The organism is Acuticoccus sp. I52.16.1 (assembly GCF_022865125.1).
Lineage (GTDB): Bacteria > Pseudomonadota > Alphaproteobacteria > Rhizobiales > Amorphaceae > Acuticoccus.
On the sequence record NZ_CP094828.1, the window covers coordinates 4,516,102 to 4,540,055 of the forward strand.

23 protein-coding genes are annotated in these 23,954 nt (G+C 71.8%); 3 read left to right on the forward strand and 20 right to left on the reverse strand.

All coding sequences use genetic code 11. The annotated features are described in order from the left end of the window. Window positions 1-5 precede the first annotated feature (5 nt). The 4 genes from MRB58_RS20355 to MRB58_RS20370 all read right to left on the reverse strand — a co-directional run bounded on the left by MRB58_RS20355 (window position 6) and on the right by MRB58_RS20370 (window position 3,963). Entirely contained in the window at window positions 6-941 is a 936-nt protein-coding gene (locus MRB58_RS20355; protein ID WP_244778909.1) for a dihydrodipicolinate synthase family protein, read from the reverse strand. Further along, window positions 934-2,040: an FAD-binding oxidoreductase gene (locus MRB58_RS20360; RefSeq protein WP_244778910.1), complete on the reverse strand. Its 1,107-nt coding sequence runs from the start codon at window positions 2,038-2,040 to the stop codon at window positions 934-936. Before MRB58_RS20360 ends, MRB58_RS20355 begins: the two co-directional genes overlap by 8 nt. A 97-nt stretch (window positions 2,041-2,137) precedes the next feature. Beyond that, complete coding sequence (locus tag MRB58_RS20365) at window positions 2,138-3,652, reverse strand: NAD(P)/FAD-dependent oxidoreductase (protein ID WP_244778911.1); 1,515 nt, start codon at window positions 3,650-3,652, stop codon at window positions 2,138-2,140. Beyond that, window positions 3,649-3,963, reverse strand: a complete 315-nt coding sequence (locus tag MRB58_RS20370; protein ID WP_244778912.1) for a 2Fe-2S iron-sulfur cluster-binding protein — start codon at window positions 3,961-3,963, stop codon at window positions 3,649-3,651. Before MRB58_RS20370 ends, MRB58_RS20365 begins: the two co-directional genes overlap by 4 nt. A gap of 148 nt (window positions 3,964-4,111) precedes the next feature. Here MRB58_RS20370 and MRB58_RS20375 point away from each other — a divergent pair, with 148 nt between their 5' ends. The 3 genes from MRB58_RS20375 (at window position 4,112) to MRB58_RS20385 (ending at window position 7,705) form a co-directional block, all read left to right on the forward strand. Beyond that, window positions 4,112-5,029 (forward strand): DUF6282 family protein, encoded by a 918-nt coding sequence (locus MRB58_RS20375; protein WP_244778913.1) that lies wholly within the window; start codon window positions 4,112-4,114, stop codon window positions 5,027-5,029. A gap of 97 nt (window positions 5,030-5,126) precedes the next feature. Then, window positions 5,127-5,954, forward strand: a complete 828-nt coding sequence (locus tag MRB58_RS20380; protein ID WP_244778914.1) for a phytanoyl-CoA dioxygenase family protein — start codon at window positions 5,127-5,129, stop codon at window positions 5,952-5,954. Beyond that, the gene (locus MRB58_RS20385) at window positions 5,951-7,705 is read left to right on the forward strand and encodes an AMP-binding protein (RefSeq protein ID WP_244778915.1); all 1,755 of its coding nucleotides are present in this window, start codon (window positions 5,951-5,953) and stop codon (window positions 7,703-7,705) included. Before MRB58_RS20380 ends, MRB58_RS20385 begins: the two co-directional genes overlap by 4 nt. 7 nt (window positions 7,706-7,712) lie before the next feature. Here MRB58_RS20385 and MRB58_RS20390 read toward each other — a convergent pair whose 3' ends face one another. The 16 genes from MRB58_RS20390 to MRB58_RS20465 all read right to left on the reverse strand — a co-directional run bounded on the left by MRB58_RS20390 (window position 7,713) and on the right by MRB58_RS20465 (window position 23,950). Then, window positions 7,713-9,962, reverse strand: a complete 2,250-nt coding sequence (locus tag MRB58_RS20390) for a nitric oxide reductase activation protein NorD (protein ID WP_244778916.1) — start codon at window positions 9,960-9,962, stop codon at window positions 7,713-7,715. Window positions 9,963-9,965: 3 nt separating this feature from the next. Next, entirely contained in the window at window positions 9,966-10,763 is a 798-nt protein-coding gene (locus MRB58_RS20395) for a CbbQ/NirQ/NorQ/GpvN family protein (protein WP_244778917.1), read from the reverse strand. A gap of 56 nt (window positions 10,764-10,819) precedes the next feature. Then, window positions 10,820-11,860: an aliphatic amidase gene (locus tag MRB58_RS20400; RefSeq protein WP_244778918.1), complete on the reverse strand. Its 1,041-nt coding sequence runs from the start codon at window positions 11,858-11,860 to the stop codon at window positions 10,820-10,822. A gap of 31 nt (window positions 11,861-11,891) precedes the next feature. Beyond that, complete coding sequence (locus MRB58_RS20405) at window positions 11,892-12,950, reverse strand: alpha/beta fold hydrolase (RefSeq protein WP_244778919.1); 1,059 nt, start codon at window positions 12,948-12,950, stop codon at window positions 11,892-11,894. A gap of 3 nt (window positions 12,951-12,953) precedes the next feature. Further along, window positions 12,954-13,829: an urease accessory protein UreD gene (locus tag MRB58_RS20410; RefSeq protein ID WP_244778920.1), complete on the reverse strand. Its 876-nt coding sequence runs from the start codon at window positions 13,827-13,829 to the stop codon at window positions 12,954-12,956. Continuing rightward, window positions 13,826-14,482: an urease accessory protein UreG gene (gene ureG, locus MRB58_RS20415; protein WP_244778921.1), complete on the reverse strand. Its 657-nt coding sequence runs from the start codon at window positions 14,480-14,482 to the stop codon at window positions 13,826-13,828. The genes MRB58_RS20410 and ureG overlap by 4 nt, the downstream gene beginning before the upstream one ends. Further along, window positions 14,479-16,182, reverse strand: coding sequence for an urease subunit alpha (gene ureC, locus MRB58_RS20420; protein WP_244778922.1), 1,704 nt, complete (start codon window positions 16,180-16,182; stop codon window positions 14,479-14,481). The genes ureG and ureC overlap by 4 nt, the downstream gene beginning before the upstream one ends. A gap of 5 nt (window positions 16,183-16,187) precedes the next feature. Continuing rightward, window positions 16,188-16,886 (reverse strand): urease subunit gamma, encoded by a 699-nt coding sequence (locus MRB58_RS20425; protein ID WP_244778923.1) that lies wholly within the window; start codon window positions 16,884-16,886, stop codon window positions 16,188-16,190. A 10-nt stretch (window positions 16,887-16,896) separates the two neighbouring features. After that, window positions 16,897-17,568 (reverse strand): urease accessory protein UreF, encoded by a 672-nt coding sequence (locus tag MRB58_RS20430; RefSeq protein ID WP_244778924.1) that lies wholly within the window; start codon window positions 17,566-17,568, stop codon window positions 16,897-16,899. Then, entirely contained in the window at window positions 17,565-18,110 is a 546-nt protein-coding gene (locus tag MRB58_RS20435) for an urease accessory protein UreE (RefSeq protein ID WP_244778925.1), read from the reverse strand. The genes MRB58_RS20430 and MRB58_RS20435 overlap by 4 nt, the downstream gene beginning before the upstream one ends. Before the next feature lie 3 nt (window positions 18,111-18,113). Beyond that, window positions 18,114-18,809, reverse strand: coding sequence for an urea ABC transporter ATP-binding subunit UrtE (gene urtE / locus MRB58_RS20440; protein ID WP_244778926.1), 696 nt, complete (start codon window positions 18,807-18,809; stop codon window positions 18,114-18,116). Next, entirely contained in the window at window positions 18,809-19,558 is a 750-nt protein-coding gene (urtD, locus tag MRB58_RS20445; RefSeq protein WP_244778927.1) for an urea ABC transporter ATP-binding protein UrtD, read from the reverse strand. The genes urtE and urtD overlap by 1 nt, the downstream gene beginning before the upstream one ends. Window positions 19,559-19,561: 3 nt before the next feature. Then, window positions 19,562-20,710 (reverse strand): urea ABC transporter permease subunit UrtC, encoded by a 1,149-nt coding sequence (gene urtC / locus MRB58_RS20450; protein WP_244778928.1) that lies wholly within the window; start codon window positions 20,708-20,710, stop codon window positions 19,562-19,564. Between the two features lie 6 nt (window positions 20,711-20,716). Next, a complete protein-coding gene (gene urtB, locus MRB58_RS20455; protein ID WP_244778929.1) occupies window positions 20,717-21,610 on the reverse strand; it encodes an urea ABC transporter permease subunit UrtB in 894 nt (297 codons plus the stop codon). An 89-nt stretch (window positions 21,611-21,699) separates the two neighbouring features. Continuing rightward, on the reverse strand, window positions 21,700-22,950 hold the full coding sequence (locus MRB58_RS20460) for a transporter substrate-binding domain-containing protein (protein WP_244778930.1): 1,251 nt from the start codon (window positions 22,948-22,950) through the stop codon (window positions 21,700-21,702). Window positions 22,951-23,329: 379 nt separating this feature from the next. After that, window positions 23,330-23,950 carry an ANTAR domain-containing response regulator gene (locus MRB58_RS20465; protein WP_244778931.1) on the reverse strand — a complete coding sequence of 207 codons (621 nt, stop codon included), beginning with the start codon at window positions 23,948-23,950 and terminating at the stop codon, window positions 23,330-23,332. Between the last annotated feature and the right edge of the window lie 4 nt (window positions 23,951-23,954).

A 23,954-nucleotide genomic window follows, 5' to 3' on the forward strand; every position in this document is an offset into this window, starting at 1 on the left:
CCGGCTCAGGCGCGGAGCGTCTCGCCTGCGAGGACCAGCGCCTCGCGCAGCATCGCGTGCTCCTGCGGGGGCGTCGGCGCGGTGGGGGCGATCATCGTGTCGCGCGGGAAGACGCCTCGCATGGCGAGGCAGGTCTTGAGGCGAGCGTTGGCGCGGCCGCCGGGCGCGGCGCCGTAGATGGCGCGGGCGATGGGGTAGATCCGGTCGTTGGCGGCGCGCGCCGCGGCGAGGTCGCCGGCCTCGACGGCGGCGAGAAGGTCGATGATCGGCTGCGGCGTCACTGCGGCGAGGCTGACGATGGCCCCCTCGCTGCCGATCACCGCGCTGGTGAAGAGGTGCTCGTCGCCCGAACCCATCACGGCCACCTGCGGCGCCACCGCCTTCACCGCGCGCCGGCTCGCCTCGTAGGCGGCGACCTCCCAGCTCCCCTCCTTGACCGCCACGACGCGGGGGAGTTGCGCCAGCCGCGCCAACACCGCCGGGTGGTGGCTGATCCGGCCGGTGTTGACCGAGCCTTGGAAGAGCATGACGTCGCCCTTGGTCGCGGCGAGGATCGCGTGGTGGTGCGCCTCCACGGCAGCCGGGTCGTTGAAGAGGCCCCAGCCGTCGGGCGCGAAGATCATAATCGCGGCAGCGCCCAGCTCCTCCAGCGCGGCGGCGTGGCGCGCGGCCTCCGCCGCGGCCGGGACGTTGACGCCCACCACGATCGGCACCCGCCCCGCCGCCGCGTCGATCGCCGTGCGCGCGACGTCCCGCTGCCAGGCGAGCGGCATGGTCACGTTCTCGCCGGCGTGGCCGTTGACGAGGAAGCCGGTGACGCCGTCCAGCGCCGCGAGCCGGTCGACATGGGCGGCGAGGCACGCATGGTCGACGGTGCCGTCGGCGTCGAGTGGGCAGGGGAGCGCCGGCAGGACGCCGCGCCAAAGGGAGGGTTCAGCCATGGGTGGGATCCTTGGAGGCCGGCGGCGTGCCGACGAGCCGGTCGATCGGGAACAGCGGGAGGGGGGGCTCGCGGCCGAGGATGTGCGCGGCGAGGAGGCGGGCGATGTAGAGGCCGCTGGTGTAGCCGGAGTGGACGCTGCCGACCACGTACGCGCCCTCGAAGCCCGGAACGGGGCCGACGGCGGGCATCGCGTCGGCCGTCTCGGCCTCCAGCCCGGCCCATGCGCGGGCGAGGCGCGCCCCGGCGAGCGCCGGGATCGCGTGGCAGGCGAGGCGGATGTTGCCGACGAGCCGCTCGGGCAGCAGCGCTTCGCCGCCGCGGGCCCGGTCGCCGCACCCCTGCCAGCCGCCGCCGATGACGGTCGTCCCATTGGGGTACTGCTTCAGCGACAGGAGGCCGCTGGCGATCCCGACCACCGTGCGCATCACCGGCGGCGTGCGCTCGGTGACCGCGAGCTGGTTGACCAGCACTTTGATCGGCAGGTGGACGCCGAGCCAGGCGAGCATCGGCTCGATCCACACCCCGCCGGCGAACACCACCCGCTGTGCGTACCGCGTTCCGCCCGCGGTGCGGACACCGTAAGTGGCGCCCGGCTCGACCGCGAGGACGGGGGTGTGCTCGTAGAGGGCGACGCCCGCGTCGAGGAGCGCGGCACGGTAGGCCTTGCCGGTGAGGTAGGAGGCGGTGAAGCCGTCGACGGGGCAATGCGCGGCGAGGATCGGCCGGTCCGACAGGCCGGGTTCGATGGCCCGCGCCTCGGCGGCGGTGACGATGCGGATGGGGGCGCCGGCGTCGCGGCGCCTGGCCGCGCGCTCGTCCAGCAATGCCGCCTCCCGCTCCGTGAAGGCCAGCGACAGGCCGTCGGTGACGACGGTGCCGACGTCGTGGCCCAGCCATTCGCGCGCGCTCGCCCACATGGCGTGGCCCTGGAGCGCGTAGGGGATCAGGGCGACGCGCGTCATCTGCATCGTCAAGGTGCCGGCGTTGACGCCGGACGCCTCGCGGCACAGCCCGCCACGCTCGAAGAGAGCGACGCGCATGCCGCCGCGCGCCAGGAAGAGCGCCGCCGTTGCCCCGTGGATGCCGCCGCCGATCACCGCGACATCGTACGGCGGCCGGCCCGTGGGGGTGCGTGGCGCCGCGGGTGCCCCGGCCGGTGGGAGGGGCGGACCCACGGCGTCCGCGCCGCCGTCCTCAGAGCGGGGCGGGCGGGGGGACGGGGATGTCGTCATAGTCGAAGGAGCCGATAATCTGGCCGAGGGGAACCGGGCGGAGGGGGACGCGGCCGGTGAGCTGGCCGATGCGGGTGCGCGCGCGGTCGAGCGTGGCGGGGTCCGTGGCGCCGGTGAGACGGATCGCCATCACCTCGCCGGCGATGTCGCTGCACATCCGCCCCTGGCACGGCCCCATGCCGCAGCGGTTGAAATGCTTCATCTGGTTGAGGTCGTGGGCGCCGGCGTCGACGGCGGTGCGGATCGCGCCGGCTGTCACGTCCTCGCAGCGGCAGACCACCGTCTCGTCGGCGATCGCGGCGACCTGCGCCGGCCGCAGTGCCGTCAGGCGCGACATGGCCGCACCCACCGACCGGCCGCGTGGCCCGGCGCCGCCACCGCGTCCGCCGCCACCGTGTCCGCCGCCGGCGGCGGCCGCACCGGCGGCGGCGCCGGACCGGACCGCAGCCTCCGCACCCAGGACGCCCGCGCAGTCGCCCGCCACGTAGAGGCCCGGGATCGTGGTCGCGCCGGAGGGCCCGGCCACCGCGTGCCAGCCCCCGCGGGCACGGTCGAAGGTGTGTTCGGCGCGCAGAAGGCGGGTGATCTCGGTGCCGGGGGAGAGGCCGTTGCCGATGGCGAGCGCGTCCACCGCGATGGCGCGCGTCGGGCCGCAGGGCCTCCCACCGGGGTCGACGGGGCCGACCTCCACCGCCTCCAGGACCTTACCGCCATGGGCACGGCGCACGGCGTGGCGGTGCCAGACCGGCACACCCGCGCGCCGGACGGCGGCGAGCCAGCCCGCGCCCTTCAGCGCCAGGGCCGGCTGGCGGGCGAGGGCGGGGAGGGCGCGCACCCAGTCGGCCCGGCCGTTGAGGTCGACGATGCCGGCGACGGTGCCGCCATGTGCGATGATCCCGGCCGCCACCGCCGCCAGCAGCGGTCCCGCACCGGCGACGAGCGTGCGCCGGCCGGGCGCGGTGTCGAACGCCTTCAGAAGGATCGTCGTCGCCGCGAGGCCGACCACCCCCGGCGTCGTCCAGCCCGCGAACGGCACCACCCGCTCGGATGTGCCGGTGGCGACCACGAGCCGCGCCGCGTCGATGGAGACCGGGCCGTCACCGCCCACGCCGTCGAGCCGGAACCGGCCGCCGATGGCGAGGACCGACCAGAGCCGCACGCCCAGGAGCGGGACGGCGCCGCTGCTCGCCAGCGCCTCGCGCAGGGCGTCGCCGCGCCGGCGGTCCGGCCCTGCGCCTGCGGCACCGGCAGTGCTGGCCCCCGGGTCGGGGCGTGGGTCGGGGCGTGGGTCGAGGGCGGGGACGGGGCGGGGAAGGGCGGGGCGGCGCCAGATCTGCCCGCCGGCGGCGTCCGCCTCGTCCACCACCACGACGCGGGCGCCGGCCGCGCAAGCCGCGATCGCCGCCGTCGCGCCGGCCGGCCCCGCACCCACCACCGCCACGTCGACGTGCAGCGGCCGCGCCGTGCCGTCGCTCACGGCCGATCCGTCAGCGTGACGGTCATCGCGGGTGCGGCGGGGGTGAGGCAGGTCTGGCGCAGCTCGCCGTCGACCATCGCCACGCACTCCTGGCACGCGCCCATGAAGCAGAACGCGCCGCGCGGCATGCCGGCCGCGGGGCTGGAGCGCAACGCCACGATCCCCGCGCGCAGCAACGCCACGGCCACCGTCTCGCCCGGCCGGAACGGGATGCGCGCGCCGTCGACGTCGAGGCACGCGCCGCCGTCTCCGTCTCCGCCTCCGTCTCCGTCGCCGTCGACCTCACGCGCGCAGTCGGTCGGTTCGCTCATCATCCCCACGCCGGTTCGTCCGCCCGCCCGGCCCTGTCCGGCAAGGCAATTGCATGCCATGCAAGCGCGCTGCCGAAGGGACCGATCCGCTGCAAAATCTCGCCACGCCCACCCCCGTCGCCCGCCTCGCCGGCATGGAGCGCGCACGATGAGCCTCGCGCCGCCGGGCGCGCATCTCCTCGTCGGCGCGATGGACAATCATGTCCATGCCTGCCCCCACATCAATGCCCGCTCGCTGGACGTGCTCACCGCGGTGCGCGAAGCGGCGGACGCCGGCATGGCCGCGCTCGGCCTGATGGACAACTTCGCCAACAGCGCCGGTTATGCCGCCCTCGCGCGGGCCGCGCTGCCGGAACTGGCGATCGACGTCTTCGGCGGGCTCATCATGGAGCCGCCGGCGGGCGGATTGAGCGCGGAGGCGGTGCGCATCGCGCTCGCCTACGGCTACCGGCCGGGCGACGGCGCGCGGTTCGTCTCGCTGCCGACCCATCACACCCGCAACGTCGCCCGCCTGGAACGCCGCTCGCCGGCTTATGTCGAGAGCTGCCTGGCGATCCCCGACACCGGCCCGCTGCCCGATCCGCTCCCCGAGATCCTCGACCTCGTCGCCGCGGCCGACGTCGTCTTCAACACCGGGCACGTCTCCGGCCCGGAGGCGGTGCGGCTGGTCGAGGTCGCCCGCGCGCGGGGCGTCGGGCGCATTCTGGTGCCGGCGGCGCATTACGACGCGGCCACCGTCGCGACCCTCGCGGGGTTGGGCGCGGTGTGCGAATTCTCGTTCTTCGCCGTCTCCCACGCCACGCGCATCGGCCTCACCCATGTCGACGCGGCGGCGCACGCGGTGCCGTTCGTCCACCCGGCCGAGATCGCGGCGTCGATCGCGGCGGCGGGGCCGGAGCGGGCGATCCTCTCCTCGGACTGCGGCGTCGGCGTGCTGCCGCGGCCGGTGGAGGGGCTGCGCGAGTTCCTGGTTCTGCTGGGCCATTGCGGTGTCGCCGAGGCGGACTGCGTCACCATGGTCGCCACGACCCCGAAGCGCCTCTTCAAGGTCGGCGCGCGCGGCTGATCCGTCCCATTGCCGCGAGCGGTGCGGGGCGGGTGCTTGTGTTGTCGCCCGCGCGGCGCCACGTTGGTCGGCAAAAGATCAACTTAGGGGGGAAGTGATGGGTCTGACGGAGGATCAGGTCGCGCACTATCGGCGCGAGGGTTACGTGTTCCCGGTCGAGGTGATGAGCCGGGCGGAGGCGGCCTCCTACCGCGCCAGGCTCGAAGCGTTCGAGCGGGACAACGGCGGGCCGATCGCCGGCAACATGCGCCACAAGTCGCACCTGTTGTTCACCTGGGCCAACGAGATCGCCCACAATCCGCGCATCGTCGACGCCGTGGCGTCGATCCTCGGGCCGGACGTCCTGCTCTGGGGCTCGTCCTTCTTCATCAAGGAGCCGAAGACGACCGCGTTCGTCTCCTGGCACCAGGACGCGACCTACTGGGGGCTCGACGGGTCGGATGTCGTCACCGCCTGGGTGGCGTTGGCGGATGCACCGGTCGAATCGGGTGCGATGACCTTCTGGCCGCGCAGCCATCAGCAGCTCCAGCTTCCCCACAAGGACACCTTCGCCGACGACAACCTCCTGTCGCGCGGGCAGGAGATCGCCGTCGAGGTGCCGCAGGACGAGGGCGTCGCCGTCCCGCTGAAGTCGGGTGAGATGAGCCTGCACCACGTGCTCCTGGTGCATGGGTCGAAGGCCAACACCACGGCGGATCGGCGCATCGGCTTCGCGCTGCGCTACATCCCGACGCGTCTCGCCCAGACCAAGGCCGAGGACTGGGCGATGCTCGTCCGCGGCAAGGACACCTACGGCCACTTCCAGCTCGAGCCGCAACCGGTCGCCGATCTCGACGACGCCGCACGCGCCGCGCACGCCCGCTCGATGGGCGCGCAGGTGGCCGCGCTGTACGAAGGCACCGACCGCACGGCGTTCCGAGCGTGATCCTGCCGCCGGGCACCGAGGTCACCGCGGATGGAACGCTCTACGTTCCGGCCCAGGGCAGCCCCGCCGATCTGGCCGAGATCGAGGCGATCGGCGGGCAGAGCGTGCTGTGCGCATTGCGGGCGGCGATGGTCCGCGTCGGGCCGGACACCGTGGCGCTGGAGGATGGCGACCGTCGCCGGCTGACCTACCGGGAACTGGTGCGCGCCGCGGCGGCGATGTCGCGCGTGTTGCGCCGCGCGGTGCCGCGGGACGCGCACACGGTGGCGATCATGCTGCCGTCGAGCGCGGCGGCGGCGGTGGCCTACTACGCGGTGCTGGCCGCGGGGCTGCGCCCGGCGATGCTCAACTTCACCGCCGGCGAGGGGACGATCCGCCACGCGTTGACGGCCTGCGGGGCCTCCGCGGTGTTGACGGCCGAGCGCTTCCTCGAGATCGCCGATCTGAAGCCGCTGGCGGAAAGCCTCTCCTACACCGCCCCCGTGCTGGCGCTGGAGGAGCTGCGCGGCCGCCTGCGGCTGAGCGACAAGGCGTTCGCCGCCGCCGCGCATCCGCTCGGCCTGCTGCCGCGCCCCCAGCCGGACGACACGGCGGCGGTGATCTTCACCTCCGGCTCGGAGGGGCTGCCGAAGGGGGTGGTGCTGTCGCACCGCAACCTCCTGTCCAACTGCGCCCAGGTGCACCGCCATCTGCCGCTGTCGGTGGTGAAGGTGTTCTTCAATCCGTTGCCGGTGTTCCATTCCCTGGGCCTCGGCCCCGGCATGATCCTGCCGCTCACCTTCGGCATCAAGCTGGCGCTGCACCCGTCACCGCTGCGCATCAAGGAGGTGACGCAGCGGATCGCCGACACCAAGGCCAACGTGCTTCTGACGACCGACACCTTCCTGCGCCAGTACGCGCGGGTGGGGGCGGACGGCTCGCTCTCGACCTTGCAATTCGCCGTGTGCGGGGCCGAGCGGGTGCGGCCGGAGACGCGCGACCTGGTGCGCTCGCGCTTCGGGTTCGAGGTGGTCGAGGGGTACGGCGTGACCGAGGCGAGCCCGGTGATCGCCGTCAACCACCCGGAGGAGGTGCGCGACGGGACCGTCGGCCGCATCGTCCCGTCCCTGGAGGCGCGGCTCGACCCGGTGCCGGGCCTCGGCGACGGCTGGCGCCTGCACGTGCGCGGTCCCAACGTGCTGAAGGGCTACCTCGGCGACGAGGGAGAGCTGACGCCGCCGGTCGACGGCTGGCACGACACCGGCGACGTCGCCGCGTTCGAGGACGGCTACCTGACGATCCGCGGCAGGCTGAAGCGGTTCGCCAAGATCGCCGGCGAGATGACGTCGCTGGTGACGGTGGAGAACCTCGCCGGCGCGGCCTGGCCGGACCATGCGCATGCCGCCGCCGCCGTGGCGGGCGGGCGCAAGGGCGACACGATCGTCCTCCTCACCGAATATTCGGCGCCGTCGCGCGAGGCGCTGCAAGCCGAGCTGCACCGCAAAATGCTGCCCGAGCGCTACCTGCCGGCGCGCATCTACCAGGTCGAGGCGATCCCGCTGCTGGGGACCGGCAAGCTCGATACGGTCGCCGCCACGCGCCTCGCCGAGGAGCTGGTGCACGCCGAGGACGCGGGCGTGCCACGCCCCGTCCCCGCGCCGCCCGCCACCACCGAGGGGCTCGGCGCGGCGGGCCTCGCCGCACCCGCCGGCGAGGGGGAGCGGTGCCTCCCCGTGTCCGGGTCGCGCCCGTCGACCCCGCCCGCGGCCTGACGCCGGGCTACGACGTCAGGCGCATGTAGAGGATCGGCAGGCGCTGCGGCAGCTGCTCCACCCGCGCGATGGGAAGGACGTTGCGCGCGCCGAAGATCTTGGCGTGCGCGGCGTCGGCGCCGGAGTCGAGCGCGATGCAGAAGGCGTCGATCCCTTGCGCGGCGAGGCTCTGCACCGCGCGGCGTGCATCCTCGACGAGGTAGCGGGGGTCGGGGCAGTCGATGTCGGAGGGCTCGCCGTCCGACAGCACCAGCACCAGGCGGCGGTGCGTCGCCTGGGCGGCGAGGTCGCGTCCGGCGTGACGCAGCGCGGCGCCGAGGCGGGTGGAGTAGCCCGGCGCGAGGCCGGCCAGCGCCTCGCGCGCCCGCCCGCCATAGTCCTCGGTGAAGTCCTTCAGGCGCGTGTAGCGCACGTCCTCGCGCGTGTCGGAGGCGAAGGCGGCGAGGGCGAAGGCATCGCCGAGGCCGTCCATCGCCTCGGCCAGCAGGAGCGTCGCGTCGCGCTCCATGTCGAGCACGGACGTCGTGGCGCCCTTCACCCGGTCGCGGGTGGATTGCGAGGTGTCCACCAGGACCAGCACCGAGAGGCTGCGTTGGCGCCGCGCGGTCGTCTGGTAGACGCGTTCGTCCGGGGTCGAGCCGGTGCGCCGGTCGATCGCGGCGTCCAGCACGGCGTCGAGGTCCAGCGCCTCGCCCTCGATCCGGCGCTTCAGCCGCTCCGGCCGGCCGACGCGCGCGGTCTTGATGAGCGCCTCGATGCGTCGGCGCACGGCGTGGTGGCGCTCCAAGATCGCGGTGACCGTCCGCGCCGAACCGAGCCGCGGTGCGTATTCCTTGACCGTCACCCAGTCCGCCCGCTCGCGGCCGACCTGGTAGTCATACTCCGGGTAACGCGCGACGGGGACGCCGGCGGCCGGGTCTGGGTCGGCGAGGCGCACGCTGGTGTGGCCCTCGTCCGCCTCCTCGGGGCGGTCGCGGTCGGCCGCGCCCTCGTCCTCGCGCGTCTGGCGGATCGTCACGGCCTCGACGATCACCTCCGCCTCTTCATCTTCGGGCGGCGCCTCGCCGAAGTCCCACAGGCCGAGATTGTCGTCCCGGTAGGGCGGCTCGACGACGTAGGTCTTGGCGTTGAACTGGACCCGCATCTGCCCCAGGTCGTTGCCCAGCACGTTGCCGATCCGGCGCGAGATCGCCGGGTCCTCCATCCGCTCCGCCGCGGCGTGGAAGAGGTCACGGCCCTTGCGCACCCACCCGTCGCGGTCCTCGAAGTCGGGGTCGATGAGGGCGCGCGCCAAGCGGGCGAAGAGGGACGGCGCGGTCGCCGGGCCGGACGGGTGGGCGATGTGGAAGGGGAGCCACAGGCGCTTCAGACCCGGCAGCTCGCGCATCGCCAGCGCCTCCACGCGCGCGTCCTCGATCAGCGAAACGACGGCGACCTGCATCGGCTTCAGCTGACCGACCGGAAAGCGCGCGCCAGTGAAGCGGATGTGCGCGCCGACGTGGGCGAGCGCTGCGCGGAAGACGTCCTGCGCCGCCTCGCCGCGGTAGCCGGGGAAGGTCGGCGGCATGCGGATGAGACCTTCCGCGAAGCCGGGGCGCCGCCGCTGCGGCTCGGGCGCGCCGGGGGCCGGCTCGCGGATCGGGACGTGCACGTCGAAGAGGGCGCAGAGGTAGGCCTTCAGCCGCCTCTCGTGGTCGGCGAAGACGACCTCGCCGGCCTCGCGAGCCAGCCAGCGCGCGGCCTCCGGGCGATCGAACGAGAAGAAGGCGGCGCGGCGCTCGGTGTCGCCGCCCGCCTCGCGCACGCCCGCCAGCAGCCACGCCTCCAGGCCGGAGAGATCGAGCGTGCCGAGCAGCGTCGCCATCCGCTCGCCGACCGCGGCGACGGAATCCGGCGCCATCGCCGCGAAGCGCTGCATCAGCCCCAGCCAGGAGCGGAAGCGCAGCGGGTCGGCGAACCGCCGCGCCGCATCGCCGGCGGCGTCGGCGACGCGCTCGCCCGAGCGCCGGCCCGCTTTGACGACGACCGCCGAGACCGTGTCGGCCATCTCGATCGCCGGCTCGGGGCCGACGGCCGCGGCGACCTCGGCGGCCGCGCGCTCGTAGGCGGCCACGAGGGAGGCGCCGTAGCCGGCCCCGTCCAGCTTGCGCACCGCGCGCAGGTAGGGCGCCAGGAACGGCGGCGCGAACGCGGCGGGTGCAGCCGGCGGTGCCTGCGGTGTGCCGACCACCTTCAGGAACGGCGCCCTCCCGGCCACGGCTCAGACGGCGGCGCGGATCACGGACGCCAGCGCGTCGCGGATGTCCGGATCGTCGGTGATGGGGGTGACGAGGGCGATCTGGCACGCCTCGCCGAACGGCACCCCGTGGCCGGTGAGCTTGCCGGCGTGGATCAGCATCCGCGTCGACGCGCCTTCCTCCAGCCCGTGCCCCTTCAGGTTGCGCGAGCGGGCGGCGATGGTGACGAGCTGGTCGGCCACCTTCCGCTCGACCCCCGCCTCCGCGACGATGATCGCCGCCTCGGCCGCGCTGTCGGGATAGGCGAAGTCGATCGCGCAGAAGCGCTGCTTGGTGCTCTCCTTGAGGTCCTTGAGCACCGACTGGTAGCCCGGATTGTAGGAGATCACGAGCTGGAAGTCGGGGTGCGCCTTCACCAGCTCCTTCTTCTTCTCCAGCGGCAGGATGCGCCGGTCGTCGGTCAGCGAGTGGATGACGACGGTGGTGTCCTGCCGCGCCTCGACGATCTCGTCGAGGTAGCACACGGCACCCTCGCGCACCGCCGTCGTCAGCGGCCCGTCGTGCCAAACGGTCGTGTCGCCCTCCAGCAGGAAGCGGCCGACGAGGTCGGACGCGGTCATGTCCTCGTGGCACGACACGGTGACGAGCGGCCGGTCGAGCCGCCAGGCCATGTGCTCGATGAAGCGCGTCTTGCCGCAGCCGGTGGGGCCCTTCAGCATCATCGGCAGCCGCACGGCGTAGGCGGCCTCGAAGAGGCGCACCTCGTTGCCGGCGGGGCTGTAGTAGGGCTCCTCGGTGATGCGGTAGGCATCGAGCGCCATCGGCGGCCTCCTCTTGCGGGGGTGGGGGCCGGCACCGCGCGGCGCCGGCGGATCCGTCAGCGGTGCGCGGCGGTCTTCTGGTTGGGGATGCCGTCCATCGGGCATTCGTCGGTGCCGACGGTGGTGCGGGTCATCGCCTCGACCATCTCGCGGGTGCCCTCCGGATCGGTGGTCCACTTGGTGTAGAAGTCGAACGGGCAGGCCGCGAGGCCCTTGTCGCCGTCGCCAGAGTTGATCATGCCGGTGTAGCCGCGGTGCAGCAACTTGAAGAGGTGGTTCTGCGACTGCCCGTTGCGGCGCGCGTCGCGGATCGCCGAGACCGACATCTGCGCATACTGGATGCCGTTCTCCTCGGTGCCGCATTCGCCCAGCGAGCGCCCGTCGAAGCCCACCAGCGCCGAGTGGCCGAAGTAGGAGTAGACCCCGTCGAAGCCGGTGGCGTTGGCCACCGCGACGTAGGTGTTGTTGGCCCACGCCATCGCCTTGGCCATGGTGATCTGCTGTTCTTTGGCGGGGTACATGTACCCCTGGCAGCGCACGATCAGCTCGGCCCCCTTCATCGCGCAGTCGCGCCAGATTTCGGGGTAGTTGCCGTCGTCGCAGATGATCAGCGAGATCTTCATGCCCTTCGGCCCGTCCGAGACGTAGGTGCAGTTGCCGGGATACCAGCCCTCGATCGGCACCCACGGCATGATCTTGCGGTACTTCTGGACGATCTCGCCCTTGTTGTTCATCAGGATGAGCGTGTTGTACGGCGCCTTGTTCGGGTGCTCCTCGTGCCGCTCGCCGGTGAGGGAGAAGACGCCCCACACGTTCGCCGCGCGGCAGGCGGCGGCGAAGATGTCCGTCTCGTCGCCCGGGCAGGACGAGGCGGTCTCGTACATCTCCTTCTCGTCGTACATGATGCCGTGGGTCGAGTATTCGGGGAAGATCACGAGGTCCATGCCCGGCAGGCCGACCTTCATCCCTTGGATCATGTCCGCGATGTTGCGGGCATTGGCCAGCACTTCGTCCTTGGTGTGCAGGCGCGGCATCTTGTAATTGACGACGGCGACGCCGACCGTGTCGTTGCTGGACGTAATATCACCGTGGTACATCGCTCACTCCTTTGGGGGCGTTGCAGGAAGGTCAGCTCGCGAGGAGCAGCTTCAGCTTCTCGTCGAGGAAGGCGGCGTCCTGGGGATTTCCCCGGCCGCCCGCGAAGTGACCCCAGATCGACGGGATCGGGATCAGTTCGGCGTTTGGCATCAGGTCCACCTCGAGGGCGCTGTCCTCGGGCGGGAAGTAGAGGTCGGTCTGCGAGGGCATGACGAAGGCGCGCGCGGTGATCGCGCCGAGCGCGGCGGCACGGTCGCCGCGGTAGCGGTCGTTGGCGGCGATGTCGGCGTGTTGCCAGGTGGCGATCATCGCGAGGAGGTCGTTGGCGTCCTTGGCGGCGAAAAAGGGATCCCAGAAGCCGGCGAGGAAGTCTTCCAGCGTGGCGTAGCCGAAGGCGGTGCGGTCTTCCTCCCGGCGGTAGAAGGCCTGGCTGAAGCCCCAGCCGGCGTAGACCCGGCCCATCGCGCGCAGGCCCTTCTCCGGCGGCGCGGTGTAGCGCCCGTCCGCGAAGGCGGCGTCTGCGCCGAGGGCGGCCTTCACCCCCTCCAGAAAGACGAAATTGTGCCGCGAGCAGCGCGACGCGCCGACGATGGCGGCGATGCGCGCGACCCGCTCCGGGAACAGGGCGCCCCAGTGGAAGGCCTGCAACGCCCCCATCGAGCGCCCGACGACCAGCGCGACCCGTTCGATGGCGAAGACCTCGGCGAGCAGGCGCTGTTGCAGCACGACGTTGTCGTGGATGGTGACCGCGGGAAAGTCGGGACCGGCGTGCGGGGCGGGGGTGTTGGAGGGAGACGAGGAGAGGCCGTTCCCCAGCATGTTGGGGATGATGACGAAGAGGCGCGCCGGGTCGAGCGCCTGGCCGGGGCCGATCATCCACTCGTAGTCGGAATGCCGGCCGGCGAAGGCGGTGGGCAGGACGACGACGTTGTCCTTCGCCGGGGCGAGGGTGCCGTAGGTCTTGTAGGCGATCGTCGCGGCGGCGAGCGTCGCCCCCGACTGGAGGGTGAAGGGGCCTGCCTCGAAGATCTCGGTGTCCAGCGCCACGGGTGTCGTCCTTTGTGTCGGTCGGGCGGACGCGCCGCCCATCCGTTACTTGCGTCGCGGTCGGGGGCGGAGGTCCGGGTGGAAGCTCAGCCGCGCGGCGCTCCAGGCCGCGGCGGTGAGCCGGGTGAGGGTCGCCCCGTCGGGGGCGGCGATGCGGGCGAGGATAACGCCCTTGCCGGCCAGGTGGGTGACGCCAGCGAATGCGCGCAGCGGCGCGGCGGCGACCGCCGTGTCGAGCGCGTCGGTGAGGCGGGCCGGCGCATCCGGCGGGGCGCCGGCGAGGACGACGGTCGCCATCGCGAACGGCGCGGTGCCGCCCGGTGGTGTCAGCGCGGCGGCAAGGGCGGCCCCGGCGGCGGCCTGCCGGTCGACCAGCGGGCCATGCGCGCCGCCGGTCCAGGCGAGGCGCAGCGTCGAGCGCCACGCGGCGTCGACCGGGCCCGGTGCGCCTGGGCGGTGCAGCATCAGCCCGTCGATCAGGATCGCGCGGGCGCCGGGGGCGAGGGTGACGTCGAGCGTGGTCTCGACCGCCGCGCCGTCGAACAGGATCAGCGGATCGGCGACGTATTCGGTGAGCGAGCCGGCGGCGGCGGTGATCGCGGTCCGCTGCCGCGCCGTGCCGCCCCGCGCGCCGGGGGCGACGGTGGAGGCCTGCGTGGTGAGGTGGACCGCCGCGTCGGGACCGACGGTGACGTCGAGCGAGAGGTCGTCGCCCGCATAGAGCCCACCGGAGGAGGATTGCAGGTAGAGCGTCGCCATCCCATCCGGATCGCCGTCGTGCGCGAACGGGCGGGTGATGTGGAACGGGTGCGGCGTGTGCTGCGCGCCGAGCACCGTGCGCCGGCCGGCGCGGCGGAACGACAGCTGCGCCGCGACCCGGCGCGCGGTCAGGAAGTCGGCGGGCGCGGCGTGCAGCGTCATGCCGCCCTCCCGTCGGCGGCGCGCATGAGGACGTCGCGGGCGATGAGGTCGGCGATGGCGTCGAGCCCGGTGCCCTCGGCGCCGCGGCAGCGGCAGGCGATCGTCGGCCGCCCGCCGCGCACCGCCGTCGCCTCGGCGAGGATCGCCCCGGCGTCGACGCCGACGTGGGGCGCGAGGTCGACCTTGTTGATGACCAGGAGGTCGGATTGCAGAATGCCGGGGCCGCGCTTGCGCGGGATGTCGTCGCCCTGCGCGACGTCGATCACGAACATCCACCAGTCGACGAGGTCGAGCGAGAAGGTGGACGCCAGGTTGTCGCCGCCCGACTCGATGATGATGAGGTCGAGGCCCGGATAGCGCGTCTCCAGCGCGTCGGCGGCGGCGATGTTGAGCGTCGGATCCTCGCGGATGACGGTGTGCGGGCAGGCGCCGGCCTCCACCGCGGCGACGCGGTCCGGGTCGATCAGGCCGGAGCGCTGCAGCCGCTCGGCGTCCTCCTTGGTGACGAGGTCGTTGGTGACCACCGCGAGCGACACGCCGCGCGCCGCGAAGCGGGGGATCAGCGCCTCGATGAGGGCGGTCTTGCCGGAGCCGACGGGGCCGCCGATGCCGATGCGCGCCGCCGACGGAAGCTGGAGGGGAGGCGCGCTCATCGCAGCATGTACCGCTGGGCGAGCGGCAGCTCGGTCGCCGGCTCGCAGGTGGCGAGGACGCCGTCGACGAACACCTCGAACGTCGCCGGGTCGACGCGGATGTCGGGCAGTGCGTCGTTCATCGCCATGTCCCGCTTGGTGAGGGTGCGGGTGCCGACCGCCGGCAGCAGCGGCTTCTTCAGGTCGAGGTGGGCGGCGAGGCCATTGGCGATGGCGCGCGGGTTGACGAACGAGGCGCCGAGCGCCGGGGCGGCGCGGCCGAACGCGCCCCATTGCGGGCGCAGGGCGATCGGCTCGCACGTCATCAGCGAGGCGGCCGAATCGCCCATCGCCCCCCAGGCGATGAAGCCGCCCTTCACCACCAGCTCCGGCTTGATGCCGAAGAAAGCCGGGCGCCACAGCACCACGTCGGCGAGCTTGCCGGGCTCGAGGCTGCCGACATGCGCCTCGATCCCGAAGCAGCGGGCGGCGTTGATGGTGTACTTGGCGATGTAGCGCTTGATGCGCGCGTTGTCGCCGCGCCCGTCGCCCGGCAGCGGGCCGCGCTGGGTCTTCATCTTCGAGGCGAGCTGCCAGGTCCGGCAGATCACCTCGTGGATGCGGCCCATGCCCTGACTGTCCGACCCCAACATCGAGATCGCGCCGATGTCGTGCAGGACGTCCTCCGCGGCGATGGTCTGCGCGCGGATGCGGCTCTCGGCGAAGGCGACGTCCTCCGGCACCTTCGGGTTGAGGTGATGGCACACCATCGTCATGTCGAGGTGTTCGTCGAAGGTGTTGACGGTGAACGGGTTCGTCGGGTTGGTCGACGAGGGGAGGCAGTTGGCCTCGCCGGCGACGCGGATGATGTCCGGCGCGTGGCCGCCGCCGGCGCCCTCGGTGTGGTACATGTGGATGGTGCGCCCGGCGATGGCGGCCAGCGTATCCTCGACGAAGCCGCTCTCGTTGAGCGTGTCGGTGTGGAGCTGGACCTGGAAGTCCATCTCGTCGGCGACGCCGAGGCAGCAGTCGATCGTGGCGGGCATCGCGCCCCAGTCCTCGTGGATCTTGAGGCCGAGGCAGCCGGTCTCGATCTGCTCGCGCAGTGCGTCCGGCTTGTAGGCGTTGCCGCGGCCGAGGAAGCCGAAGTTCATCGGCCACTGTTCGGACGCCTGCAACATCTTGCCGACGTTGAACGGTCCGCCCGAGTCGATCCCCACCGTGATCGGCCCCAGCGAGCCGCCGAGCATGGTGGTGATGCCCGACGAGATCGCGTGCTCGACGAGCTGCGCGGAATCGAAGTGGACGTGCACGTCGATGGCACCGGGGGTGGCGATCATGCCCTCCGCGTCGCGCACCGTGGTGGCGGCGCCGACGACCAGTTCCGGGTCGACGCCGTCCATCGTCGCCGGATTGCCGGCCTTGCCGACCTTGACGATGCGCCCGTCCTTGATGCCGATGTCGCCCTTCACGATGCCGAGCACCGGGTCGATGACGAGGACGTTGCAGATCAGCATGTCGAGCACGCCCGCGGAGAGGACGCCGGCGGCGAGGCCCATGCCGTCCCGCAGCGTCTTGCCGCCGCCGTGCAGGCATTCGTCGCCGGGGACGGCGTGGTCGTGCTCGACCTCGGCCCAAAGCTGGGTGTCGCCGAGGCGCACGCGGTCGCCTTTGGTGGGGCCGTAGAGTTCCGCGTAGGCGCGGCGGGAGAGGATCGCCATCGCGCTCAAGCCCCCCGGAAGCCGGCGGCGCGGGCGCGCGCCGTCGCCGCGTCGCGCCCGTCGGCGGTGAGGGGGCGCTCGTCGGTGAGCGCGTTGAGGCCGCCGAGGCGCGCCTCGCCGCCGAACGGCACCAGCGTCACCTCGCGCGACTGGCCGGGCTCGAACCGCACCGCGGTGCCGGCGGCGATGTCGAGGCGCAGGCCGTAGGTGGCGCCGCGGTCGAAGTCGAGCGCGCGGTTCACCTCGAAGAAGTGGTAGTGGCTGCCGATCTGAACCGGCCGGTCGCCGGTGTTGACCACCGTGACGGCCGTCTTCGGCCGCCCGGCGTTGATCTCGATCTCGCCGTCCGCGGCCTCGATCGCGCCGGGTGCGACCGCGTCCGCCAGGTCGGCGCCGGCGCCAGGGCGGATCGGCTGGTGGACGGTGACGAGCTTGGTCCCGTCCGGGAACACGCCCTCGACCTGGATCATGTCCATCATGTCGGCGACGCCGGTCATCACGTCGTCGGTGGTGAGGATCGTCGATCCGTAGGAGATGAGGTCGGCGACCGTGCGGCCGTCGCGCGCGCCCTCCAGGATCTCGTCGGTGATGAGGGCGACGGCCTCGGGGTAGTTCAGCGTGCGGCCGCGGGCGCGCCGTTTGCGGGCGAGCTCGGCCGCGGTGAAGATGGTGAGGCGTTCGTACTCGGTGGGCGTCAGCAGCATGGTCGTTCCGTCAGGAGGCGAACAGTCGGCCGGGCGTCGCGGCATGGCGCGCCAGGGCGATGTCGGCAAAGGGGGTGAGGGCGGCGGGCAGCGGCGGTGGCGGCGCCCGGAGCGCGGCGGCCATGGCGGGGCGCAGCTCCGCGAGGAGCCGCTGCGCTCCCAGCGCGCCGACGATGCCGAGGCGGACCGCCGCGCTCAGCGAGGATTGCACCGCGCCGTAGAGGCTACCGGCTTCGGCCTCGGCGCGCGGCAGGCCGAAGCGGGCGGCGACGAAACCCTGCACCACGGCGGCATGCCCCGGCGCGCCGGAGGCGACGCGTGCGCGGTACGCCTCGGCGCCGGGCGTGGCGATGCGGGTGTGGGTCAAGAGCAGCGCCGCGCCCGTGCGACGCGACGCCTCGCCCGCCTCGGCGACCGTGACATGTGCCTCGCAATCGGCGTCGAGGGCGGTCAGCGTGTCGAGGTCATCGGCCGCGGCTTGGGCCGCGGCGAGGAAGTGGCGGTCGATGCCGGCCCAGCGGGGCAGGATCTGGTGGGCGAGGACCGCGCCGAGGGCGTCCGCGCCGCGCACCAGGCCGTCCTCGGCGAGCGTCTCGAGCCCGCCCGAGAAGGCGAAGGCGCCGGATGGAAAGAGGCTGTCGGCGACCTGCAACAGGCGCAGCGTCGTGCCCGCGTCGCTCACGGGTGGCCTCCGCCCAGCGGGTGGTGGTGGCCGTTGGTCGCGGTCGTGCTCGGCCGCGGCTTGGCGGCGGCGAGGAGCACGGCCCGCCCGCTCTGGAGGAAGTCGGCGAGGCGGGCGAGGTAGCGCCCCTCGGCCCCCTCGTCCTCGCCTTCGACGGCGACGAGGAGGTGCTCGCCCTCGAACGCGACCCGCCAATGCAGGTTGCCGGCGTGATAGCCGAGCGCCAGTGCGTCGGCCGCCGTCGCCGGTGCCAGGCGCAGCCACCGCTCGGCCGCGACGCGCACGACGATCGCCGCCGTCCCGCCGAGGTAGAGGACGGCGCCGTCGAAAAGCCGTTCGGAGCGGGCGAGGGCGATGGCGACGCTGCGGCCGCGGTCGGTGGTGACGCGCAGGCGGCGGCGGGCGAGGTCGCTCCGGGCAAGTTCCACCGTTTCGACCCGCTCGCCGAGGGCGTGCAGGCGCGAATGCAGCGGCTCGTCGCGGGCGCTGCCGAGGATGGCGGTGAGGGGGGCGTCGGACGGGTGCATCGGTGCGGCGCTCATCGCTCAGATCGTCATGTGGCGGCCGACGATCTCGTCCGTCAGCTCGGCGATGGGACCGGCGGCGACGTTGCGCCCGTTCTCCATCATGACGAAGGCGTCGGCCCCTTCGCGGGCGAAGCGCACGTTCTGTTCCACCAGGACGACGGTGAGCCCCAGCTCCTTGTTGAGCCGCACGATGGCCTCCTCGATCTGGGCGACGATGTTGGGCTGGATCCCCTCGGTGGGCTCGTCCATCAGGAGCACCGACGGCTCGGCGGCGAGGGCACGGGCGATGGCGAGCTGCTGCTGCTGGCCGCCGGAGAGGACGCCGCCGGGCCGGTCGAGATTCTCGATCAGGTAGGGGAACAGCTCGCGCACGATCTCGGGAATCCCGGCGCTCCCGGAGGCCGCCGCGAAGCCGCCCATCAGGATGTTGTCGCGGATGGTGAAGTCCGGGATGATCTGCCGGCCCTGCGGCACGTAGGCGATCCCGGCGCGGGCGCGCTCGTGGGTCGGCGCCCGGGAGAGGTCGGTGTCGCCGAGGCGGATGGTGCCGGCGAGCTTGTCGGTCAGGCCGAGGATGGTTTTGAGCAGCGTCGTCTTGCCGACGCCGTTGCGGCCGAGCACCGCGAGCACCTTGCCCGCCTCCGCCACCAGCGAGAGGCCGTGCAGGATGTGGCTGCGGCCGTAGAACGAATCGACCGAGGCGAGGGTGAGCATCAGTGGATCCCTCCGGACCCGAGGTAGGCTTCGGCCACCTTCGGGTTGGTCTCGATGTCGCGGATGGAGCCTTCGGCGAGCAGCTGGCCGTGGTGCAGCACGGTGATCTTGCTGGCGATCTCGCGAACGAAGGCCATGTCGTGCTCGACCACCAGCAGCGTGTGGCGGCCCTTCAGGCGATTGATGATCTGGCTCGTCTTGTAGGTCTCGCCGGAGGTCATGCCGGCGGTCGGCTCGTCGAGCAGGATCACGCGGGCGTCCTGGATGATGAGCATGCCGAGTTCCAGCCACTGCATCTGCCCGTGGCTGAGGTCGCCGGCGCGCTTGGCGAGGACGTCCTCGAGCCCGGTCAGTTCGATCACCTCCTCGACCCGGACGCGGGCCGTCCGCGGCAGCCCGAAGGCGAGGTTCTTGAGGACCGCGGGCTCGGGCGTGGCGGCGACCTCCATGTTCTGCCGCACGGTGAGGTCGCGGAAGATCGACGGGATCTGGAATTTGCGACCGACCCCGGCGCGCGCGATCTCGTGCTCCTGGCGGTTGGTGATCTCCTTGTCGAAAAGGAAGACGCGGCCCTCGGTGGAGCGGGTGCGGCCGGAGATGAGGTCCATCAGCGTCGTCTTGCCGGCGCCGTTGGCACCCAGCAGGGTGCGTAGTTCGCCGTCCTCGACGATCATGGAAAAGTTGTCGATCACCCGGAAGGCGCCGAAGGTGACGCCGAGACCGTCGATGGTGAGGGCTGCCTCGGCCATGACCTACTCCGCAGGGTTGGCGACGGCGCCGGCGGCCGTCTCGCGCCGCCGCTTGCCGAACGGCAGCCGGGCGACGATGTCGTGGGAGAGGCCGGCGAGGCCCCGCGGCAGGAAGAGGACGACGAGAACGAAGACGAGGCCGATGATGGCGCGCCAGCTCTCCTGCAGCATTTCCGTCTCGGACGCCGTCGCCTCGATCGTGTTGATGAGGACGGCGCCGATCGCCGCGCCCAGCAGCGAGCTGCGCCCGCCGACCGCGGCCCACACCACCATCGAGATCGAGAAGGTGAGGTCCATGAAGGTGGGTGAGGCGAACTCGGCGGCGACGACGTAGAGCATCCCCGCCAGGCCGGCGATGGCGGCCGAGACGGCGAAGAAGAACACCTGGTAGCCGGCGACGTCGAAGCCGAGATAGCGGGCGCGGTTGGCGTCGTCGCGGGTCGACTGGAGGATGAGGCCGGCGCGGGTGGCGACGAGCGCGCGCGCCAGCAGGAGGACGACGATCGTCGGCACCGCGATGAGGTAGTAGGTCTCGACCATGTAGGGGTCGAACTCGAACCCGCCGACGGTGAGCCAGCCGAGATCCGTCAGCCCGTTGAACCCGTTGGTGATGGGCTGGAAGTCGATGATGAGGAGCCGCACCAGGAGGACGAGCGCCAGGGTGATGATCGCCACGTAGACGCCCGAGACGCGCAGCCGGAAGATCGCCGAGCCGATGGCGTAGGCGATGACGGTCGGAACCACGATCGCCATGACGATGCCGAACCACGTCGTCTGGAAGGGGAGCCAGAGCCAGGAGCCGGGGGTGATGCAGCACAGCTCCGTCGGCGCGCCCGGCTCGGCGTTCCAGAGCATGAAGTCCGGCACCGGCCTGTCCGACCCCTGCTGTAGCGAGGTGTAGGACTGCAGCTTCAGGCTCATGGCGACCATGTAGGCGCCGAGGCCGAAGAACAGCCCCTGGCCCAGATTGAGTACGCCCGCGTAGCCCCAGGAGAGGGCGATGGCGATGCCCAGCATGCCGTAGACGAGATACTTGGCGAACCGGTTCAGCCAGAAGACGTCCATCATCGCCGGCATCGCCAGGACGACGGCGATGAAGGCGAGGTAGGCCAGAAGCTCGGCGACGTGGTGGCGGTCGGAGAAAAGGCGCATCGGTCCCTACCGCTGCTTGAAGGAGAAGAGGCCGGCCGGGCGCCACATGATCAGCGCGATCACGAGGCCGTACATCACCGCGCGGGCGAGGATGTCGTTGGTGATGGAGGCGACGACGCCGTTGATTTCGCCCAGCCCCCCGGCGGCGACGACGGTGCCGAGGAGGCTTCCCACCCCGCCGACGACCACCACCAGGAAGCCGTCGACCACCAGCGCCTGACCCATTTCCGGCGACACGGTCTTGAACCCGCCCATCATGACGCCGGCGACCCCCGCCAGGCCCGAGCCGTAGGCGAAGGTGAGGGCGGAGATGCGCTTGACGTTGATGCCGCAGGCCGCCGCCATCTGCGGGTTGCGCATGATCGCGCGCACCTGGATGCCGAAGCGCGTGCGGTACATCAGCCACCACGTCACCGCGACGAGCACCAGGGTGAGGGCGATGATGAAGCTGCGGTAGGGCTGCACGGTGAAGCCGCCGACATCGAACGGGCGGTTCAGCCAGTGCGGCACCGAGAGGTTCTGCAGGCCGGGGCCGAGGCCGGGGACGTTGACGTCGAAGAAGGTGAGGCCGAACTGCAGGCGGATGGCCTGCTGGATCAGGATCGCGATACCCCAGGTGGCGAGCAGCGTGTCGAGGATGCGCCCGTAGAGGTGGCGGATCACGAGCCGCTCGATGAGGAGCCCCAGCGCGCCGGCGACGACGAAGGCGACGGGGATCGCGATGAGCATGTTCATGTCGAACAGGAGCCCGCACCACACGGCGGTGTAGGCGCCGATCATGACGAGTTCGCCGTGGGCCATGTTGATGACGCCCATGGCGCCGTAGGTGATCATCAGCCCCAGCGCGATCAGGAGCAGGATCGAGCCCAGAGACAATCCGATGAAGAGGATGTCGGCCATGTACGGCGCCTCGTGTGGTGTGTCGGGGGCGCGCCGGTGGCGGCGCGCGGGTCCGGGCGGGGCGGCCGCGGCCGCCCCGGCCGTGCGCCTCAGAGCTTGGAGGTGTCGAGACCCTTGGCGGTGCAGTAGAGATTGTCCGGGGTCTCGCCGTAGGCGACGTAGGGAAGCGGCATCACCGGCTCGGGGTAAGCGTCGACGATGGTGCCCTGGCCGTCCGCGCCCCATTGCGCGATGCGCGGCGTGAGGTAGGTGTGGAGGTTCTCGCCGTCGACCTTCACGTGGCCGCCGGGGGCGTCGAACTCCTGACCCTTCACGCCCTCGCGGATCGCCTCGGGGGTGGCCTCGCCGGCCTTCTCCAGCGCCTGCTTCCACAGGTAGACCTGGAAGTAGGACGACTCGAGCGCGTGGTGCGTCACCGCCTTCGGGTCGTTCACGAACTTGCGGTAGCGCTCGATGAAGGCGTGGTTCTCCGGCCGGTCGATCGCCTGGAAGTAGGGGAAGGAGGTGAACGAGCCGGCGGCGAATTCGGGACCCATCGCCTGGATCTCGATCTCGGACGTCACCGTGGCGCAGATCGGCAGGGTGTCGTGGTCGAGGCCCTGGTTGATGAACTCGCGATAGAAGGCGACGACCGAGTCGCCGACGACGTTGGAGAGGACCACGTCGCAGCCCGAGTCCTTGATCTTCTGCACCATGGCGCCCCACTCGGAGTGGCCCAGCTCCAGGTACTCGTCGGCGACCCACTCGGCGCCGTTCTGCTCGATCAGGATCTTGCAGACCTTGGCCATCTCCCGCGGGTAGATGTAGTTCGAGCCGACGATGAAGAACTTCTTCTTGCCGAGGTTCTCGATGATCCACGGAATGAAGTTCGAGAGCTGCTGATTCGGCACCGCGCCGGTGTAGACGACGTTCTTGGAGCACTCGAAGCCCTCGTAATACGTCGGATAGAAGTAGAGGTTGCGGCGCTTTTCGAAGACCGGCAGCACCGCCTTGCGCGAGGCGGAGGTGTAGGAGCCGAAGACGGTCGGCACGCGGTCGCGGATGACGAGCTTGGAGGCCTTCTCGTTGTAGGTCTTCGGGTCGGAGGCGCCGTCCTCGACGATCGGATTGATCATCATGCCGTTCACGCCGCCCTCGGCGTTGATCTCCTCGATCGCCATGCGCGTCACGTCGGAGAGCGACTTCTCGATGATCGAGAGACCGCCGGTGAGCGAGAAGAGCACGCCCACGTCCACGGTGCCGTTGGCGGCGGCCGGCCGGATGAAGTGGTACGGCGCGGCCAGCGCACCGGCGCCGACGATGGCGGAGGTCTTGATGAGATTGCGCCGAGTGATCGACATGGGTGGGCTCTCCTTGACGAGCGGACGGTGAGGGCGGGGCTGTCGAGGCAGGGAGCCGGGCGCCGGGCCCGTCGCGGGGCGCACGGCGCAGGCCGACGCGGCGTCGGGCGGCAAGCGGCAAGGCTTGGGCGCATCGCCAGGTGCGGAGCGGCGAAGGTGCCGTCCGAAACCACGTCGGTCAGGGTGATGGAAAAGCGGGCGGGTGGCCGCGCGATCCCGGCATCGACAGGGGAAGTATGGTGGCGTCGCGACCGCGTCAGCGGCGACGGGGCGCGTGCCGGATCGGGTCGTCTGTGACCCAGTCACACCGCCGGACCGGCGGACCGCCGTCCCGGCGGCAGGGGCTCAAAAACGCCTTTGTTTTGAGCGCGCCAGTTTTTTAAGCACGGTCCGGACGGAAGTTCAAGAGGTCATTTGCGTGGACGATCGCCAGCGCGATCTCTTCGATCGTGGTGCGCTTGGCCATCGCCTGGGCGCGCAGCGATCGGTACGCTTCGGCTTCGCTAAGGCCCTGGAATTCCATCAAGATCGACTTGGCCTTGGCGATGTTGCGCTCGCTGGCGAGCTTGGCCTCCAAGGTGCTGAGGCGTCCCTGCAATTTCTCGAGTTCCAGGAAGGTGTTGCGCGCGACGACGAGGTTGGCGAGCAGCCCGAACGGGCGAATCGGCTTGCCGATCACCGCGAACGAGCGCGTTTCGAGGACGAGCTGCAAGGTGGCCGGGTTCTCGTAGTCGACCACGGCGACCACCGCGGGCGCGGTCTCCGCCCGGCGCAGGAGCTTGGTGACCTGGGCGTGGATCTCGCGGTCGATGGCGACGAACAGGAGGTCGGCGTGGCCCGGCAGCCGCTCGGGCGGCGGCCAGTGCGCCTCCGCCTTGCAGCCGATGCGGCGCAGGTGGTCGAGCAACGCCAGCCCGTCCTCGTCCGGTGCGTGGACGACATGCACCGACAGTTCGCGCAGGTCCTTCAGTGCGAAGGCGTGGGCCTTGTCCCGCTTCATGGGG